Origin of the sequence: Lacticaseibacillus zeae subsp. silagei (assembly GCF_030770335.1) — a bacterium.
In the GTDB taxonomy this organism is placed as follows: domain Bacteria; phylum Bacillota; class Bacilli; order Lactobacillales; family Lactobacillaceae; genus Lacticaseibacillus; species Lacticaseibacillus zeae.
Window position 1 is genome coordinate 2,801,252 of sequence record NZ_CP132484.1, and the last position, 18,576, is coordinate 2,819,827.

Annotated in this window: 16 protein-coding genes and 2 pseudogenes; 2 read left to right on the plus strand and 16 right to left on the minus strand. The window is 47.2% G+C overall.

The features are described 5' to 3' along the window. Positions 1 to 262: 262 nt before the first annotated feature. The 5 genes and pseudogenes from LACZS1_RS12960 to LACZS1_RS12980 all read right to left on the minus strand — a co-directional run bounded on the left by LACZS1_RS12960 (position 263) and on the right by LACZS1_RS12980 (position 6,213). The gene (locus LACZS1_RS12960) at positions 263 to 3,304 is read right to left on the minus strand and encodes a polysaccharide lyase family 8 super-sandwich domain-containing protein (RefSeq protein ID WP_420889570.1); all 3,042 of its coding nucleotides are present in this window, start codon (positions 3,302 to 3,304) and stop codon (positions 263 to 265) included. A 320-nt stretch (positions 3,305 to 3,624) separates the two neighbouring features. Next, positions 3,625 to 3,825 (minus strand): transposase, encoded by a 201-nt coding sequence (locus LACZS1_RS12965; RefSeq protein WP_168165306.1) that lies wholly within the window; start codon positions 3,823 to 3,825, stop codon positions 3,625 to 3,627. After that, a pseudogene (locus tag LACZS1_RS12970) lies at positions 3,800 to 3,979 on the minus strand (hypothetical protein). Before LACZS1_RS12970 ends, LACZS1_RS12965 begins: the two are co-directional and overlap by 26 nt. 216 nt (positions 3,980 to 4,195) lie before the next feature. Then, on the minus strand, positions 4,196 to 5,620 hold the full coding sequence (gene araA, locus LACZS1_RS12975; protein WP_070651527.1) for an L-arabinose isomerase: 1,425 nt from the start codon (positions 5,618 to 5,620) through the stop codon (positions 4,196 to 4,198). A gap of 410 nt (positions 5,621 to 6,030) precedes the next feature. Beyond that, on the minus strand, positions 6,031 to 6,213 hold the full coding sequence (locus tag LACZS1_RS12980) for a PTS sugar transporter subunit IIB (RefSeq protein ID WP_231956505.1): 183 nt from the start codon (positions 6,211 to 6,213) through the stop codon (positions 6,031 to 6,033). Between the two features lie 163 nt (positions 6,214 to 6,376). Between LACZS1_RS12980 and LACZS1_RS12985 the strand changes: the two genes are divergently transcribed. Further along, positions 6,377 to 7,462 carry a substrate-binding domain-containing protein gene (locus LACZS1_RS12985; RefSeq protein ID WP_070651282.1) on the plus strand — a complete coding sequence of 362 codons (1,086 nt, stop codon included), beginning with the start codon at positions 6,377 to 6,379 and terminating at the stop codon, positions 7,460 to 7,462. Between the two features lie 144 nt (positions 7,463 to 7,606). Here the strand turns inward: LACZS1_RS12985 and LACZS1_RS12990 are convergent, their stop codons facing one another. Beyond that, positions 7,607 to 7,885 (minus strand): type II toxin-antitoxin system RelB/DinJ family antitoxin, encoded by a 279-nt coding sequence (locus tag LACZS1_RS12990; RefSeq protein ID WP_070651280.1) that lies wholly within the window; start codon positions 7,883 to 7,885, stop codon positions 7,607 to 7,609. Between the two features lie 123 nt (positions 7,886 to 8,008). After that, positions 8,009 to 8,299 (minus strand): hypothetical protein, encoded by a 291-nt coding sequence (locus tag LACZS1_RS12995; protein ID WP_070651525.1) that lies wholly within the window; start codon positions 8,297 to 8,299, stop codon positions 8,009 to 8,011. Positions 8,300 to 10,180: 1,881 nt separating this feature from the next. On the opposite strand from LACZS1_RS12995, the pseudogene LACZS1_RS13000 reads away from it, so the two are divergent. Further along, positions 10,181 to 10,443: pseudogene (locus tag LACZS1_RS13000) on the plus strand (helix-turn-helix domain-containing protein). Between the two features lie 198 nt (positions 10,444 to 10,641). Here LACZS1_RS13000 and dagF read toward each other — a convergent pair. The 9 genes from dagF to LACZS1_RS13045 are packed head-to-tail and all read right to left on the minus strand — an operon-like array spanning position 10,642 to position 18,130. After that, positions 10,642 to 11,406, minus strand: coding sequence for a 2-dehydro-3-deoxy-phosphogluconate aldolase (gene dagF, locus LACZS1_RS13005; protein WP_070651278.1), 765 nt, complete (start codon positions 11,404 to 11,406; stop codon positions 10,642 to 10,644). Between the two features lie 14 nt (positions 11,407 to 11,420). After that, positions 11,421 to 12,521, minus strand: coding sequence for a DgaE family pyridoxal phosphate-dependent ammonia lyase (locus LACZS1_RS13010; protein WP_070651277.1), 1,101 nt, complete (start codon positions 12,519 to 12,521; stop codon positions 11,421 to 11,423). Then, positions 12,518 to 13,639 carry an amidohydrolase/deacetylase family metallohydrolase gene (locus tag LACZS1_RS13015; RefSeq protein ID WP_070651275.1) on the minus strand — a complete coding sequence of 374 codons (1,122 nt, stop codon included), beginning with the start codon at positions 13,637 to 13,639 and terminating at the stop codon, positions 12,518 to 12,520. The genes LACZS1_RS13010 and LACZS1_RS13015 overlap by 4 nt, the downstream gene beginning before the upstream one ends. Positions 13,640 to 13,669: 30 nt before the next feature. Beyond that, positions 13,670 to 14,359, minus strand: a complete 690-nt coding sequence (locus LACZS1_RS13020) for a DUF4310 family protein (RefSeq protein WP_070651273.1) — start codon at positions 14,357 to 14,359, stop codon at positions 13,670 to 13,672. Between the two features lie 12 nt (positions 14,360 to 14,371). Beyond that, positions 14,372 to 15,151 (minus strand): DUF4311 domain-containing protein, encoded by a 780-nt coding sequence (locus LACZS1_RS13025; protein WP_047106958.1) that lies wholly within the window; start codon positions 15,149 to 15,151, stop codon positions 14,372 to 14,374. 1 nt (position 15,152) lies between these two features. Further along, positions 15,153 to 15,521 carry a DUF4312 family protein gene (locus LACZS1_RS13030; protein ID WP_070651271.1) on the minus strand — a complete coding sequence of 123 codons (369 nt, stop codon included), beginning with the start codon at positions 15,519 to 15,521 and terminating at the stop codon, positions 15,153 to 15,155. A gap of 12 nt (positions 15,522 to 15,533) precedes the next feature. Next, positions 15,534 to 15,893: an SFCGS family glycine-rich protein gene (locus LACZS1_RS13035; protein ID WP_005687737.1), complete on the minus strand. Its 360-nt coding sequence runs from the start codon at positions 15,891 to 15,893 to the stop codon at positions 15,534 to 15,536. 34 nt (positions 15,894 to 15,927) lie between these two features. After that, entirely contained in the window at positions 15,928 to 16,284 is a 357-nt protein-coding gene (locus tag LACZS1_RS13040; RefSeq protein WP_047106955.1) for a transcriptional regulator, read from the minus strand. Further along, positions 16,259 to 18,130 carry a BglG family transcription antiterminator gene (locus LACZS1_RS13045; RefSeq protein ID WP_070651269.1) on the minus strand — a complete coding sequence of 624 codons (1,872 nt, stop codon included), beginning with the start codon at positions 18,128 to 18,130 and terminating at the stop codon, positions 16,259 to 16,261. The genes LACZS1_RS13040 and LACZS1_RS13045 overlap by 26 nt, the downstream gene beginning before the upstream one ends. Positions 18,131 to 18,576: the final 446 nt, after the last annotated feature.

An 18,576-nucleotide genomic window follows, 5' to 3' on the forward strand; every position in this document is an offset into this window, starting at 1 on the left:
ACATTATGTGCCGACTTTTACGAGTGCTAATTGCGTCTTTCTATCTTTATTTTTAATCTTATTGGTTGAGCACCAACGTTTTCGCTAAGATCCGTTATAATAGGCTATTCAGCATTATTTGGCATTAAAAAACGGCACCCTCCATTTTTATGAAGTGGCACCGTCTGTTTTTTCACTCACAAGGATTGTCTCGCGTGAGCGTACTAATTTTCTTTAACCAGTTATGCGGAAATGTTCCGATATTCAAACAATATTGACCCGCTCATACCCGTCGCTGCTTTTGCCATAGCATCGCACCGGCAATCAACCCGAGAATTGCCACGCCGACAAAGCTCATATTCACGCTACTTGTTTCCCCTGTCTCCGGCATTTCATCGCCATTCTTCGGTTGATGTTGGCCCTTTTGAGAGGCATGCGATTTTGCTGATGTTGCCTGCCCTCCAGGCTCTTGTTCAATATCAGGGGCTTTTCCAATTTTCACCAAGTTGGCCTGTGCATCCCTCAGCTGTTGGGTGACCTTATCTACTTCAGTTTGCGTCGGCTCATACTGACTCAGCACCTGTTTGGCAGCAGCAATAGCAATTTTTAGGTTTTGCCATGTATCGTCGGTATAGTCTTTCTCATTCAACTTCGCGGCATCTGCCAAAGCTGCTGCAAGTGCGTGCTTATCAGCAGCCTCGACCAATGCGTTCATGGCATCGACTAGTTTTGCCTTTGCCGCATCCACGACTTTTTGGGAAACATTGTCTGATGACTGAACCTCTTTGGCCGCTGTTAATGCCGATGCGAACGCTGCAAAGCTGGTTTTCGTGTAATCGGCCGCTTTCATCTGTTCAGCCTGCTTAATCACGTTATCCAGATCGGTTTTATCGGCAGGCACATCCAGCGTGAATGTCACGGTACGACTCGCACCGGCCAAACCTGATGTTTCAAAAACGAGCCGATGTCCATTCGTAAAAAAGTTAACTGCATCATTTCCGTCAATTTGTACAGGATAATTGAAATCAAGGTGAATCGGCTGATTGGTTTGTTGCGGATCCGCAATCGTGAGTTGATAACGATTTGATCCAAGATTCTTAATGACAAGTGCAGCCGGTTGCTCAACAGAAACCAAGCCATCCAGTTGTGAAACTTTGGTCCAGATGTTAGCCATCAGTTGATTTCCCGTTTTAATGGCTTGAACATCGCCGGTGTTGGCCAGGACTTGATAGGTTGGGTCTTTGGCTAGGGCTGCGATTTTGGCATCACTCGCACCAGGTACTGTGACATATTCGTAATGGCCGTTATTAACAACTGAGCCGTGCATGGCGGCCAATGTGACATAATGATGTCGATAAACGGTGTCGGATGGAAAATAGCCGTTAATGTCCTTATACGTTCCGGTGCGTGTTGCCTGGCTGATGTTAACCGGACTATTACCGGACGCCACGATATACCCGACATTATTGGCAGGATCGGCTGTATTCAAATTGGCCCACTGCCCCACTGTTTTTTGGTTCGTATAGCTGCGACCGTCTACCGTTATCTTCGTGGTCGCCGGATCAATTTGTCGCTGATCAAGAATTGTTTCAATATCGGCTGTGGTGGTGCCGGTAATATTGGCACCCAGGTTCACCACTTGATCATTCAGTAAGAACCAAGATTTTTTAGCCTTGAGATTTTGGCCTTCATTTACTTTGTTCAAGGACATGCCGATGCTGGCGGTATGTCCATCCGTCGCGCCGCCAACCCAGGATTCCGGACTCCGCGACGATGACTTGGCTCCGTCTGCAAGCTTGATGGTGTCAACTGTAGTTCCCGGCAATCGATAAGGATCGACTGTTGTCCAATAGCCTTCACCAAATTGATTCAAATCGCGATTGTATAGATAAAGCATCCCGTCAGCTGTGTGCCAAGCGTGACCGTTTTCAGTATTGCCAAACTCAAAATTGGCGATCCGCTGGGAGTACATCGCGATGCCGACTGAGTGGGTTGGCGTTTTCTGCATCACGCGATCCATCGAGCCATAAACATTCAACGAACTCACATCGTCAGGTTGCGCAGAGGCATGACTCAGTGCTGTCTGCAACCCGTTAAGGGCAGCGTAATCACGCGGATTGTGATAAAAATTATACTGTTTTCCAACTTGCCCTACCCACGTTGCGACTGCCTGATAAATTTTCTGCTTTAGTGTGGCTGGTGCGGCATCGGCAATTAATGTTAGATTCGCCAGCGTCTCCTTACCGGTCTCTAACTCAGTTGTTTCCGAATTGGTTCCGGGTGCTCGCGAAATGCTCCGGCCGGAAACCATCGACGGCATCCGCCCATTAACCATTAGCTGCAAAAAGCCTTTGTCAATCAAATTAAAAACATTGGCAAATTGAACTTCACTAATGGCCCAAGGCGTATCGACAAGTGTGGACGAGATACGGGCAATGCCTTTAATCATTTCATTCCCGTAACTGCCGTTGTATGGGAAAAAAGTATGTTGAATAAAAGAACCGTCTGCATAAATACCATCTTTAGACGTCACTAACCCCATCGCTTTAGGCAAATTCTTTTGGACCAATGCAACGCGCGTATCATCTTCCAAAAGCAAGCCACTAGCTAACACTGAGATTGAAATATCGGTAAGATTCGCACCGGTTGCGGTATATTTTGGCCATTGAATATTGGGATCTTTGGCATAGCCTAGCAACGGTTGCACAAATTTGACTAATTTTTGTTGATCTTGTTGATGCAGGTCGTCATATAACAAGATCAACGTATCATCCAGTTGTTGAGCCGCGCCAATCTGCCAATCCCACCAATTGCCGGTTGAATATACGCCATTGTACTTCTTAACCGTGATCATAAAATCGATACCATCAAGAATGGCTTGGTAAACTTCCGGCTTTTGGTACTGGGCACTCAACGGATTATAGTACCCCAGCGTCAACAATTTGAGGTTAGTAAACGTCGTTGTGTAATCCGCCGACGTTGTATCGGCAGCCTTTTTGGGCCACAACCGTGTTCGGCTGGTGCTGCGATCCATCGTGTCCCATAAGGTTTGGCTTTGCTTCGCCAAATCGGTCAAATAGGCAGTAACATTAGGATTGTTCAAATCCGGATGTGCCGCCATCAATCGATCCCGCCAACGTGTCCGCATCAAAGCATATTCTGGTCGCGTAGTCTGCTCATCGCTCGTGGTAACTGTTGTCTGCTTTGGCAATTCAGTTGCCACATTCGGATCCAGTTTTTTCGTGCCCTGGCCATTGTCGTCGCTAACATTCACCGCAGACTGCTGATCAAGCGTGTCACTGGCGCTGGCTTGGCTAGGTTGCATTCCAATCAAACCCAGCGTAAGTGCCACCACACTTATGCTCAATATGTATCTTCTCATAGCCCTCTCCCCACCTATTGTCCTTCAAAAGCATCTTACTTCACGACAATCTCGGGGTAAGAATCACCTGTTGAATTCACCGAGAGCGTCATGAAATAACCTTTGTGAGGTTAACATGCAGATGTTGAAAGCGCAAACAATATGGATGCTAGTGTTGATTTAAAACCCCTTTAATATTGCATCGGCTGGCGAAAATATAAATCAATTTTTTTATTTGCTTGATTAATTTACAAATTACTTGATGGATAGTTCACTTCTCACGGTTATCGGCTGCCTTGAAAAGATTCGGAGTTTTTTCCACACATCATATTGGAAATGAAAAAAGAGTCGTGCATTTCGCACAACTCCGCAGCATACATGTTGTACTCTTCTGTAATCAACGCCGCCAAACCGTTAATGCCTTTGCGTAAGCCAGTGCGACCACAAACGATGTAGCTATTAGCTTTGGACAGGGCGGGAATCATGGGTCATCAACTCCTGCAGAATAATGCGTGCCATCACCTTATTAATGCCGTTTTAAAAAAGAACCTCAGCTTCTTTGAGTTTAACCTTAGCGCCAAGTTTTGGCTTTACGACAACCGAGACACCATCGCGGTTCACCATTTGGATCGGCACCATATCGTTGGGTTAGGTCATAAAAAATCCTCCAATCTTCTTGATAAACCAAGTATAGATGGAGGATTCCAACAGTTATAGGTACCGGTGCTATGTGACGCTTACAATGTGCGTGGACTGCCACCGCATGTTAGTGGATGGTTTTATCTTCAACATCATTAAACCGCTCCATGTTGCCGTCGACACGCCTATCCAACAAACGTTGCAAAAGCTCTGGGCTTAATCAATGGCAGCCGAATCAATACCATACAATGTTGCTAGATCCTGAATCTGTTGTTCATTAATGCCAAACGAGAAAACTGTGTGGTGACCACCACCATTTTGAATCCAGTCCGTGGCGCCTTTTTTCAACCCGACTTTGGGTGTCCATAACTGTTTTGCCACTGGCAGGTGTGGAGTTTCAGCTTCAGGCTTGTGTGCATTGACGGGGTAACTGATTAGCTTGAAGCCACTACGAAAATCAGATAGCGTCACATCAATGGCGTCCCCTTCAGAACCATCAAAGACCAAACGTGCCGGATCAGCTTTACCGCCAATATCGAGCGGATGAACCTCAACTCGCGGCTTAGTGCTGGCAATCGTCGGATCAACTTCCAGCATATGCGAGCCTAAGATAGCTTCATGACCTTTGCGCAGATCAAGCGTGTAGTCTTCCATAAACGATGTCTTCTCATTATGGGCCATGACCTTGATAATGCGACTTAAAGCGGCAGTTTTCCAATCACCTTCTGCGCCAAAACCATAACCATCTCGCATCAATAACTGTGCAGCAAGCCCCGGCAGCTGTTCCAGACCCCACAAATCTTCAAAGTTCGTTGTAAATGCGTTATAGCCGCGGTCATCCAGGAATTTTTTAATCCCCAGATATTCCCGCAACTGATATTTAATCGAATGCGTAAACTTGTCAGCACTGTTATCGCCTTGTACAAAGTCATATTCAGCAGCCAACTTGGTATAAGCATCATCAATATCTTTGTCGCTCACCGCATTCACAACCTGAACCAAATCACCGACTCCATAATAGTCAACGGTCCATCCCAACTTGATCTGGGCTTCAACCCGATCGCCATCAGTGACAGCGACGTGACGCATGTTATCGCCAAATCGGGCAACTGAAGTATGGAAGCTTTCATCATAAGCCACGGCAACGTCTTGCCATTGACCGATTTCTTCCTGAACTTCAGGATCATCCCAATAACCATAAACAATTTTGTTATGAACACCGAGACGAGCATTAATATAGCCGTATTCCCGATCACCGTGAGCACTTTGGTTAAGATTCATATAATCAAAATCAATCGTGCTATAAGGAATGTTGTTACGAAACTGCGTCGCTAAGTGCAAAAGCGGCTTTTGAAGTAACTCCGTACCGCGAATCCAGTTTTTTGCAGGAGAGAACGTGTGCATCCACGTGATCACACCGGCCACCTCATCGTGATAATTAGCTTCTTTCATAAACTTGGTAATGCCGTCAGCCGTTGTCATGACACCTTTAAAGACTACCGGATAAGGCAATTTGCCTTCACTGTTTAACCGATCTGTAATCGTTTGACCATCAGATTGAACTTCACGCAAGGTCTCTTCGCCATAAAGCGACTGACTGCCAACAACGAACCAGAATTCATAGTTTTGCGATAATGTCATCATACTGAAAACCTCCATTTTTTAGAACGCAAATCAGGATGTTTAGGTAACGGAATGTATGTAACTCGGCAATTTTATGGTGGATCTTTGGTCAGTTAGCCTTTACACGCGAGCCTTTGCAAGCTGCCGTACACATTTCCAGTCAACGTGAAAATTGTTGCCGTTAGTCATTGACATCTGTATACCGGAACTTGCCTGAAAAACGTTCGACAGTGTTCATCAAAGTGCAACTATACTCAATGGTTCTGCTACATCACTAAAAATATTGAAGCACTTTCATTTATCCTAACGCAGCTTTTTGTTCGAATCAAATATAATTTTTAATATTAATTCGAATAAATTTGCAAAAACAAAAACTTAAGTGTAGCTGCGAGGTAATTACCGCGCAGCCCACTGAAAGCCTTGCAAAGTCAATCGTGTAACTTCCGGACACTGGCAGACTGCCAGATCATGGCCAAGTGATTGAAAGTAGCAGTTTGAACCCGAGCGGCTGCCGCTTTATCGTTAACCACCAAGATACGGTCAACGCCCAAATTGCGACTCCAGACAAGCGCCACCTGACCGTAAACAAGTCGCTCGTCGATTCCCACCATCTCAATCAAATAGATCCCCCTATTTCTCTTCAGGAAACATCGTTCTCATATAAACATTTTACGTAACCGTTTACAAAGCCCAACAACTTTATTGAATTATTTTATTGTGTTAAAATTAATTCGAATTAATCAAAAAATAAACCTTTTCCGAAAGGATCAAATCATGAAATCAGATATCACAAAGGTCGAAAAAGCGCTAAAAGCAAAACTTCTTTCTGGTGACTATCAAGTTGGAGACAAATTGCCAACTGAACATGAGCTGTTAAGCATGTTCAAAGTGACGCGCTATTCATTACGACAAGCCTTAAAGAAAATGAGAGCTGAAGGTTACATTGTTTCCCGTCAAGGGAGTGGATTCTATGTTGGAGATCCTAGTCAACCGATTGTCCCGCCCAGTAGCCAAAAGCTCATTGGTGTTTTGACCACACATTTAGCCGATTATATCTTTCCTAAAATCATTTCCGGGATCGATCAGGTTCTATCTAAACAAGATTATTCGATTATCTTGAGCAACACCCATAATGACGTTGCCCGTGAACGTCAAAGTTTAATGACTTTTCTGGATAGTCCGATTAATGGCCTGATCGTTGAACCAACCAAAAGTGCGACGCCAAGTCCGAATCTCGATATCTATCGAGAACTGTTACGTCGTCGCATCCCCATCATCTTTATTCATGCAAAATATCCCGAGCTAGATGTGCCAGTCATCAAAACGGCTGACGAACAGTCTGAGTATGATCTATTACAACTGCTTTTTAACGCCAACCACAGATACATTCTCGGCATGTTCCAAATTGATGATCAACAAGGAGTTGACCGCATGCACGGCTTTGTCCGAGCCTATCAAGACCATCCTGAGTTAGCCACCTTCAGCAACCTGATTCTTTACCAGTCAGAAGAATCATTTGAAAACCTCACCCTCAAGTTGCAGGGTTTCCTCAATGCTACCAACCCACCCACGGCCATTGCCGCTTATAACGACCAATTAGCCATTCAATTGATCGCTTGGTTGCAAGACCAGGGCTATGCGATTCCAAAAGATATCTCAATTGTCGGTTTCGACAATTACACCATGTCAGCGTATATTACCCCCAAGCTGACGACAGCTAGTCACCCTAGACGTAAAATGGGAGGTACCGCGGCTGAAATGCTGTTGAAGCAAATTGCCCATCAAAAAGTTGACAGCATTGAATTTCCGCCCAAAATTGTCGAACGCGCCTCCATTCAACAGCTGACTGGCAAAAAATAGTCGATCGTCTTTTCCCTTTCATTGTCACTACGCTCAAATAGCCCCTGCCGACCGCCGGAATGATTCGCCGCTATTTTGATTCAGTTAATTCAGAATTTTAAAAAAAAGAGTCGCGCATTTCGCACAACTCCGCTAATCCGTTCGTTAATTCTCATTGTGTAGATCTTCAAAAAGATCCCCCAAGTTGTCAAAGTCCTGATATCTGCCAACCTTTAAATCCTGAATCGACTGCTCCGTCGCTCGATCAAGCGAGTCTCCCATTGTCGGCGTGAAAGGCAAAGCCTGATCGTGAACAACTTGCTTCAAGAAAATATTGATGCCTGTGTTCAAGTCCATGCCTAACGCGTCAAACACCTGTTCAGCTGCGTCTCTCGTTGTCGCGTCAAGTCGGATGGTCATGGCAGTCTGTTTCGCAGTCGCCATAAAGTTCACCTCAATGCAACTATTTAAGTACTTAATTCTAAATTGGATCCAGCTAGCAGTGTATGTAAGTATGCACGACTGCTGCTTTTCCTCGTCTAGAATACACAACGCACTCAATGCAGGTTACTTTGATTCCGCCGTAAGGTCATCAAGAATACGATTAACCTTCTGTTCCCGCAGCTGATAAAGGCCACATTGTTCACGACAAAATACGGTGCGGTCCTTTTTAACTTCGTCTACAACTCTCTCGATGACCGCATTAGTGCGTTGATTGGCTTGACGCAATGCTTCGAGTTTTGCATTGGGTTCGGACACTGTTGCAGTTGCTGTTAATGCCTTAAGAATCATCTGTGCCTTATATTCACGAATCGGGTGACTTTCTTCCAGTTGGTGCCTGATTAATAAGTCCTTCATTTTTAACACCCTCGCTTTGTTAGCTGCTTTTACGCCAGAAACAACCATTAGAGTTGGGCGTCTTCAAAGCGTTCAACTCTGAGCAATTAAATAGTAACCATTACTCTCTACAATAGGTAGAATACGCCGGTTCTCTCCACTCTGTCAATGTAATAGTGCAACATCGAGCTACCTGCCTCTTTAATCTTATCAGAATTTTTCGGTTTACAGTACATTTAAATTGATGATCAGCTCACATTCCCGTAACATTGATGCCATACTAGCTCCCTAAGTCGACAAACCAGGAGGATTATTATGAAGAATTATACCCCCTAAGCTCTGCGAAAAAATTTATTTGAATTACTGAACAAAGTGGCAAATGACGACGAGAAGATAGAGGTGCCTCTCAATCGATTTTCCGACTCCAATAAGGGTGTCATTTTGATCAGCAAAGATCGTTACAGAAAACTGGAAGAATTGGACTTCTTACACCGAACAGACGCGTTGGCCGTTGTCATGAACCGAATGGAGAACGCAAAACCAAATGACTTTAATGATGAGAACTTACTAACAACTAACATCTGAGTGCGACCCAAAAAACGCTAATAGGTGATTTCTCAACGAAAAGTCCAAGTGGCTACATTGCTTTTGCATCGCCTAATTCTATGTTCAAAGCACATATCTCCGAGATTATGTTATTGCAAAAAGACGGCAAACAGGCTATGATTTTTTTGGTCGAACTCACTCATTATAATCACCTAAAGAAGTCTGCCGTGCGGGGCGGCTTCTTTTTTCTTCTGCTTACCTACCACATATATATTTAACACCACCACATACCATTCTTAAGTTATGGTTGCCAATAAGCGTTGCAAATGATACGTTCTTTATAGGATGAGAATGAAATGCGCCATTTGACGGTCACCGCAGATTAACCACCTGCATTAAGTAAGATCGTTCGAACGGTTGGCGGCTTCCTTGAAAGGGAGCCGTTCTTTTTGACAAATACGTCAATTCCTTTGTAATTGACAAGAGTGCTGAGACGTGATAAGTTTTTTGTAGGATGAAATTGAAGCGTACCATTTAACGGTCATCGCGGACTAGTCAACCGCATGTTAAAAGATCGTTCGAACGGTGGCGGCTTCCTTGAAAGGGAGCCGTTCTTTTTGACAAATACGTCAATTCCTTTGTAATTGACAAGAGTGCTGAGACGTGATAAGTTTTTTGTAGGATGAAATTGAAGCGTACCATTTAACGGTCATCGCGGACTAGTCAACCGCATGTTAAAAGATCGTTCGAACGGTGGCGGCTTCCCTGAAAGGGAGCCGTTTTTTTATTTCATAAAAACAGAGTTCTAATGTAGTCAGCACTAGAACTCTGCACAGCTTACCGCTTTTTACGCTTGCGCAAACGCCTTGCAGCGCGCTTATAAGCATATTTAACTGTCGCGATAATTGCTGCGGCAGCAACGGTAATGATTGCCTTGGTGATGACCTCGGCAATCCAAGATGAAATTGTGTCGCGTACCATTATGGGTCACCGGCAGCGGACGCAGTAGCGGAGCCGCTACCGCCTTTAAGTCTACCAGATAGCATGCTATACATGGTATAATTCTTATAGAAACGATTGTTTTTTATTGATCTAATTTCTCTAAACGAGGATTTGTAGCTGCCTGTTCTGTTCTTCCGCTCCAGCAAACCATTTGTCAAAGAGCTCGCTGACAGGTTAAAATTAACTTGTTGAAGGCGGACAAGCCATCACCAAGGAAGCTAGCCGTTTGCGGGGCGGCTTTTTTTTATGCAGAAAATCAATGTGCTTTGGCGTCGGATATTGGTAAGATAAGCATGCACCCCATGACTAAAACTGTCTTTGTATCAATCAGTTACCCTGAAAGGAGCGCAAACCATGCCAACCTGGACCGACTTCGAAAAGAAAATGAACGCAACACTACCTCCACAGGAATCACTCATCCTCAATACACTCACCAAGTTGCACAGTGAACGCATCCGTCGTGGCATTTCTCAACGCGAGCTTGCAAAAAAAAGATTGGTATGACGCAACCCCAATTAGCCAAGATTGAATTGCTTGACTCTGTGCCCTCGTTTACGCCCCTTAATCGTTATGCAGAGGGACTCGGGCTCAAATTGAAAATTTCCATCACTTCGTAAAGTGCCGGATTTGTCCTTAGCAGATATGGAACAAAATGTCGCCTTGCTTAAAACTTTCCAGCCAGTGTGGTATCGATACCACACCGTCCATTCACAGGTGAGCTGACAATGTTCAAAAATCAACATGATAAAAAGCCTACCGACCGCTTTTTTGGTCTGTAGGCTTTTAACTTTCTCTAATGATTAAATAAAAACTTCCTACTCCGCTGCCACCAACTCACTCGCATCCACCAACCGCTTGGTAATCCGCCACAACGCAACGACATCCCCCGGACGCGTCAAACCAGTCGCCTTATCGATAATCGAACTATAAACATGCGGAATGATCTGCTTAACACCAGCATCCAGCGCGATTTGAAGAATCGCTTCAAAATTGTCCAAATCAATACCACCGGTCGGTTCGAGGTTGAAGCCTTCCGCCGCACAGGCTTTGGCAACGGCGCGGAATTCGGCTTCATGTTTCAAGCCGCCCATGGGGAAGAACTTGAAACTGGTGCCGCCCATGTCTTGTAACAAGGCGATGGCGGTTTCAACCGGCACTTCGGCTGCCGCTTTTTGGCTGCTCTTTGGGCCGGTGGCGATGTTGACCACGCCGACTTTGCCGGTTGGCGAAACCAACCCGTTAATCACGGTGTCGGCTTGGCCCAAAAGTGCCCGGCTGGTGCCGACGCCGGTGAAGACTTGGTTGACGTGCTGCGGCTGCAAGACCTTAGAAACACGGCTGACCATGGCACTTTGGTTTGGGTCGCCGGCGCCGAGGCCAACTGACAAGCCATTGGCGGTGACTTCCTGGTATTTTTTCATGTCTTCAATCGCGGCTTCGTCGGTGTCGTAGTTTTTGGTCAAAACGCCGACGACCACATGGCCTTCTGCGGCTTCGTAGATCGCTTTGGCGTTTTCAACGGAGCCGGCTAAAACGTTCAGGGCAACACGATTTTTGTAATAGTTTGGGATTAGATTCATGGGAACGATCCTTTCTAGGCGAGAATTTCCTTGAGGCGATTGACAATCAAGTCCATTTCGGCTTGATCGACGGCACGAATGTCGAACTCGATGATGCCTTCATTGGCGCGATATTCGCGGGTGTAAATTGCTGGATTACCGGCTTTGAGTTCGGCAGTGACTTGCTTGGCATCTTTCGGGCTGGAGGCTTCGACGGTCACTGCCGCGCGGAAAATTGGCCGTCCGGCACCGTCTTGCACTTCCTTAACGTTCAGATGTGGCACGTCATTAAGCGCCGCCACAAATGGGTGCAACCGGGCTTTCATCGCTTCGCCGGCTTCCGGACCATTGTCAAGATACTGAATGAGTGCGGTGGTGAAGCTGAGAATGTTTTCCTTGCCGATCTTCATCGCACAGCCAATCCCCAGTCCTTGCAACTTGGTCCAGCTAATGTACGGTTCCTTGCCGAAAACGAGACCGGAGGCGGGGCCTTCAATCGCTTTGGCACCGGAAAACAGAACCACATCAACGCCCATGTCGACGTACTTCTTCAGATCCTCTTCCGCCGCCGCATCAAGAATTAACGGCAGCTCATGCTTATGCGCCACTTCAAGTGCTTCTTGAATCGTCAACATGCTCTTTTGCACAGCGTGGTGACTCTTCACGTAAAAAATAGCCGCGGTGTTTTCATTGATCATCATTTCCACGTGTTCTGGCGTGCACATGTTGGCATAGCCAGCTTCAACCACCTGGCCACCACCGAGTTCGATCATGACTTCTTCCGGCGTGCCGTAGTCGACATTTTGGCCTTTTGGCAGAATAATCTCGCGCTTGGTATAACGCGGTGAAAACGGATGGTAGGCGTGATACTTGCTGCCTTGGCCGATGATCCCGGCCACAGCTTCCGCAATCCCCGCAGACGCCGAGTTCACCACCAGTGCGCCTTCTGTCCCTAACTTTTTGGCAATGAAGGCGCCGGTTTTGTCGGTCAGATCCTTCATTTCAAAAAAGTGGGTGTCGCCAAATTGCTGCGCCTGAATCGCGGCTTCCGGAACTTTGGAAACGCCTAAAATGGTCATTTTGCCACTGGCGTTAATCACGTGTTTTAAATCATAAGTGCTGTAATAATCTGTCATGCTCGCTGTGCCTCCAAGTCATATACTGTCCCGCCAACAATGGTGCAGATCGGGGTGATCAATTGATGGCCGGTTTCCGTATTGCCATTAGAATCCGTTAATACTTTATCACCCGGCGTGACATTGTAAATGGTGATGTCAGCATCTTTGCCCGGACGCAGGCGCCCTTTGTTCAGCAGGTGGAAAGTATCAGCCGGCGCAAACGTGACCATCCGAATCACTTCCGGCAAGGTGTAGCCAACTTGAAGCATTTTTTCCATGGTGGTTGCCATGTCATAAACCGGCCCATTTTCCCGATTGCGGTGATAAATATCGGTGCTCAGCGACTTTGGATCCAGCCCATGGTCGCGGGCAATTTTCATGGTTTTAAAATTAAACGAATCGGTTCCGTGGCCGACATCGAAGACTATGCCGCGATCGTAGGCATCGTAGACAAAATCCTTGATCTCGCCGTTTTCGTCAATCATCCCGTTCGGCTTGCCATTGTATGCGTGGGTCAAGACATCGCCTGCACCCATCGCCTGCAAAATGTCCTGAAGCTCTGGCGGATTCGCACCGACATGCACCATAATTGGCAGATGCCCGAGCAGTGCCGCGTACGACCGTGCCGCCAGCAACGGTTTGATGTCGTTGTCAATCACCACCGAATGGCTTTCCCGTGCCTTGATCCCGACGATAAAATCAGGCAGATCAACCACTGCATCAAACAAGGCTTCTTTGCTGACCTTCTCCATATCGCCTAATTCGTCTTGCGCTAAAATGCCGGTCCGCCCGATATTAATCAAAGCGTAAACGTTGGTCTTTTTGTCGCGGGTAATGTTGTAAAAATCGCGAATATTGTCCGCACCGGTTGACCCGGCGTCGATAACCGTTGTCACCCCGGATTTGTAACCATCGGCATCGGGATCGTCATAATACAAGGTCAGTTTTTCGTAACAATGCACATGATCGTCAATCCAGCCTGCACTGACATACGACTGACCATGCAAGTCAATTTCTTTCTGCCCGCTGGCGCCTGCGAGCTTTGGCGCGATCGCCGCGATGCGATTGCCGTTAATGCCGACTTCAATCGGCTGTTCGCGTTCTGTTTTGCCGTTCTTGATTAAAACATCAAACACAAGTGAAGACCTGCCTTTCTAAAACTTTTTCTAAAGTTTGACCGGAAAAAAGAATCCCATAATCATAGCCCCAATAATCGCACCGCCCGGAATTGGCTTTTTCCACGCGTAGAAAAGTGCTGCGCCGATTGTGCTGCCGATCCCGATCGGAATGCTGGCGGTGACGGCACTCAGGATGATCAGCGGACCGAGAAAACGACCGGTTTGGTTCCCTGCGCCCATCATGACATCCGCGCCAAATGTGGCATTACTTTGATTAATGGTAAATTTCCGAACCAGGAAAATGATGACCCCGATGATAATGCCCAACACAGCGCCGGTTAAAAGCGCCAGTCCGAAGTTGGCAACCAAAGGCTTAGCCCCAACGGAAAGCAGGATGGCCGGAATCCCGATGCCGACCCCAGTTAGAATCGAGCCGCCGAGATCCAGAATTCCGACCAGCGAGCCTTCCAGAATCCGGGCGAACAGGAAGCTGGCGCCAAACGCCGCGGCGGCACCGTAAGAACCGCCTGTCATCCCCGCCTTCAACATCGCCACGATCGCCACTTCGTTGAAGGCACCGACCCCATAGTTGTAATACATGGACGTCCCGGCAAAGACCCCTGCCGACATCAACGCGACAATCACAACGAAGCCCCAGTCTGCGTGCCAAAAGTCATGTTCGTTGGCAACTGCCTTCAATTCTTCATCCGCAGTTGCGGTGGTTTGTTTATCCGCCATACGTCAACACCTCTACTTTCCGCCTATCATTTGATGGACATTCGACAACCAGCCTGGCGCATTCAGGTTAAACGACTTCAACAAGTTAAGATCAAAGCCGCGGAAGAAGCCGGACAAGACGAACAGCAGAATCGCCGCTGCCAAAATGGACTTCGTAATCCGCGTCCAGCCGAGTTCGTCGACCCCTTTTCCAATTAAAATGCCCAGCACCACGCCTGGCACCGCATTGCCCATGATCATTGCGGACAGTCCGCCAAAGACCGTCCCGAATAATCCGGAGCGGCGGCCGGCATCAATTGCAGCCAGCCAGAAAAGAATTGGCATGATCAGATTAATCAGCTGGTTGGCGGCCGGTACCAGCACCTTAACCGCCGTCACCTGCAACGATTCCGGAATCGAGCTGGAAGTGACATTCAGGAACACCACAACCACTGCGCCGACAATCGCCCCGGCAATCCCCATTTTCTTCGGGTTATGCATGGTCTGCTCGACATTGCGATTCTTCAACAACAAGCCCGCCGCTGCCCAGTTCGGAATCACACGGTGGGTAATATCCTGGGTAAACGCGCCGGCACCAACCGTTGATGCCCACGCATTGAAGAAGAATCCAAGTCCAAAGCTAAAATGCGAAGCCGGATCGCCTTCTGCCGCATTCATTTCCCCCAAGGTACGGAATGCGCCCAAGGCTTGGGTTTTCGGTGCCGTAAACATTCGCGCTGCCCCAACGCCTGCCGCAAAACCTACCAGTCCACCAATAATGATCGACTGGAATAAGATTGTTAATATTGGCAATTCATTTCACACCCTTCAACATATTTTTCAAGTTTGGCAATGAAAGTGCATCCGGTGACGGCGTCGTGATGTCTTCAAACGTCAAAGCGTCAAGATCAATCGCACTCACGGCAACCGTCACGGCCAGCGTAACAGCATGAGTCGTTCGCGTTCGCTTGAAAAAGAAGAACAGGAACTTCTCGGTATAACTGGATTTAACTAACTTAAGCGGCTCAACTTTTTCCGGAATAATCCGTAAAATGGCTTCATCGCCGTTGCCAACCAGTTGCTTTTGGATGCTGCTAAAAGCGGCGGCAAACGCCTGTTGTTTGGTTTCGCCTTTGCCGGAAACGGTGACCACCTGACGTTTGGTTTCATTCACGACCGTCATCTTACTCACTCCTTAAGCTTCCGGATACTTCTTGTTCCACGCCTCGACCAAGGCCTTCCCCAATGCTTCCTGATCCATAAACCCAAAGCCGAGAACCTTGGTGCCTTCTTCAATCGCGGTCACGCCTTCTTGAATCGAGCGCATGCCATGACGTTCCGGCCAGCCATATTGTGTATGCGCGGTGATCGCACCGGCACCACCGGAACCGCAGAAACTAATGCCCATATCCGCTTTTTCTTTGTCCATGACCTGCCCCAAACGCATATCAGCGCCCATGCCCGGTACGACAACAGCAGTACCGCCAGCGGCTTCAACACCTTTAGCAACGTTTTGACCTTTGCCCATTCGATCTGCAATAACGACTTTAACCATTGTAAATTCCTCCTAATAAGTTAACTTGCTGTCTTCAAATTTTGTTTTGTGCTGCTTCAAAATGAATCGATAAAATATACTTCTCGGCGACGGCCAAATGCCCGATGTGCCGAACAACCTGATCCGCCAAGTCAAGCGACTTTTGGGAAACGTCGGCAAACATTTGCGGATCGACCGCTGGGAGTTGTTCACCAGACTGAGAACGGTTCAGCATTTCGATTAAGTGATTCGTGAGCACCTGTAGCTGAACATCGGTAAAGCGAATCTCAGCGGCTGCCGCGAGTCCAATAACATAACGAACGAGCGCTTCTGCCGCCTGAGCATCACTGCTTTGTTGGATCATCGTTTGAACTTCTTCCGGTAATTCATCGTTGGCTTCCAGTGGTGTCATCCCCTTTCTCTGATGTTGCGTGACTTAAGCTCAAATATTCCAGAATCGCATGCACCTCAGCCCGATTAATCGCCAGCCCATGATCCGAAAAGACATGCTCAACGGTTCCGACCAGTCTTAGATCATCATGATTCGGCTTGCCTTGATACTGTTTGTTAAACATGATGCGTTGCACCGCTAGAAAAACGTGCATCATGAACGCATCGCCGTAATACGGATCAATTTTGGTCGGCAATTGCAGCTTGAGTTCCGAATAGATGCTGAACATGGTCAAAATCGTCTGTTGCGTTTGCTGCTCCAAGTTTGGCTTCGGTTTGATCGGTACGACGGGATGCTGCGATTTGATTTGTGCCAGCGGTACCTGTAACTTTTTGGCGACTGCCTGGCGAATCGCCGCAATGTCGGTGGCATTAGGCAACGGCTGCACTTCGATCACCTGAACATCTACATTCTTAAGCGGAAAAACGCTGATGACCAATTCCGGTTGTTCGCGTGCAATCAAGGCCCGCGCATCATCAATGGAAGCAAAGCCGACCAGCTCGATGTTCGGAATGGCCGAAGCAATCCGCTGCTGAATCAGATTGGTAATCCCGATACCTGTCGCACAGACATACGCAACCCGCACCGTCCGCATTTGGCTGTCGCGATTAAGCGAAACCATGAAATGCAAGGCAACGAAAGAAACAAACGCCTCACTCAACACGGCTTGATCATTGGCCAATTCCTTATTGACGGTCTTTTCAATGGCCGCAAACAAATCCGGATATTCTTGCTTAATGTCTTGCGTGAACGGACTGTATTCCAGAAGCTGACTATGCTTGCCTAACGACTGGCTCAGGTGCAGGTACAAATTCTCCTGCAACTGGCTATCATGACTGAAATCATGATCGACCAACGCGCCAACCGCCAAAATGATGCGATGCGTCATCGCCACTAGGTTGTGATCCTGAGCAGCCGGCTGATCGTGATCGCGTTGGCCAAGGTAATACGCGATATCATCTGTCAGTGCCGGTAGATTATAAAAGGCTAGCGTGCTCATCATCAACTTGCCAGTGAAGTCTTGCTCAGCTTGGGACTGGGCAACGCGGTGATAACTATTCACCAGTTGATTAAAACCTTGACGAATCACACCGATCGTCAACCGAATGATCGTCGCAATCAGCTCGCTCGGATCAGGCATGTGTGTTTCCGTTTTGCCTAAACGAATGGCTTCTTTCAAAATCGTGTTAAATGCGTGGTCAAACGTCGCCTCGCCGGTCAAAATTATCGCCCGTTTCGGTTCGGTTTGCGTGCTCAGGCTATCAACCAGTTCCGCCATGAGTGTCTTCCGATTCAGCTGCTGGGTGATCAACTGCTCCAACAAGCGGCGAATGTCCAATTCGGTGCCATTAAGTCTGTAGCCATAGTAGTTCTTACTGGTCAGCTTCACGTTAAAGTGTTGGAGATAAACCGCCAGTTTCTTAAGATCGTTGTTAACCGTTGTCTGGCTGACGTTCACCCGCGCTTGAAACTGCTGCTGAGTCGTGTAATCACCGGTTTGCGCAAGAATCAAAACCATGCGGATGATACGTTCATTCGGCGCTAAATAATGATCGGCAATTTGTTCATCGATTTTCTCACGCAAGGCCACTCTGGCAGCATCACCGGCTTCAATCCAAATCCCTTTGCGTGGCGCACTCTTTAACGCCGAGCCCTTCGCCGCCAGCCACTCGCGAATGTCGGCCAAATCATACTTCACGGTCCGGACGCTGACCCCCGCCGATTCAGCTAGTTGCTTAGCGGTCACCGCCCCTTCGGCATTCAACAACTGCAAAACAAGTTGTCGCTGCCGGTTACTTAATGGCATCTGTTCACCCCCTTCGTTGTTAATGTCTATCATTACTGTAAAGCGCTTTCTCAAACGAAACAACAGGAAATGTTTGCACGATTAATCGTGCAAGAATATGTGATCGGGTCAACAAGAAATTGATTGGTCTGTTCCATTTATGAAAGTAGCTGTCTGATTATGGTTCGGTAGTTTATTATTAAGATGCTTATAAATAGGCATTTAACCGGCGTATAACAGGTTGGCGGAATTGTCTTTGTTTTGGGACATTAAAAATTGGCAGCTTTGTCGGTTTCACAATGCGACCGTTCAATTCGTGCAAAATTTTTGCTTTAATTTTATAAAATAACAATTATAATCCATCGAGTAGTTGTCAATATTTGGTTTATCAAAGGTGGTAACGCCATTCGCTTCCCATATGATCCGACCATTTAAACTTGATGCTGGCACGCAAAAAGCGCCATGCA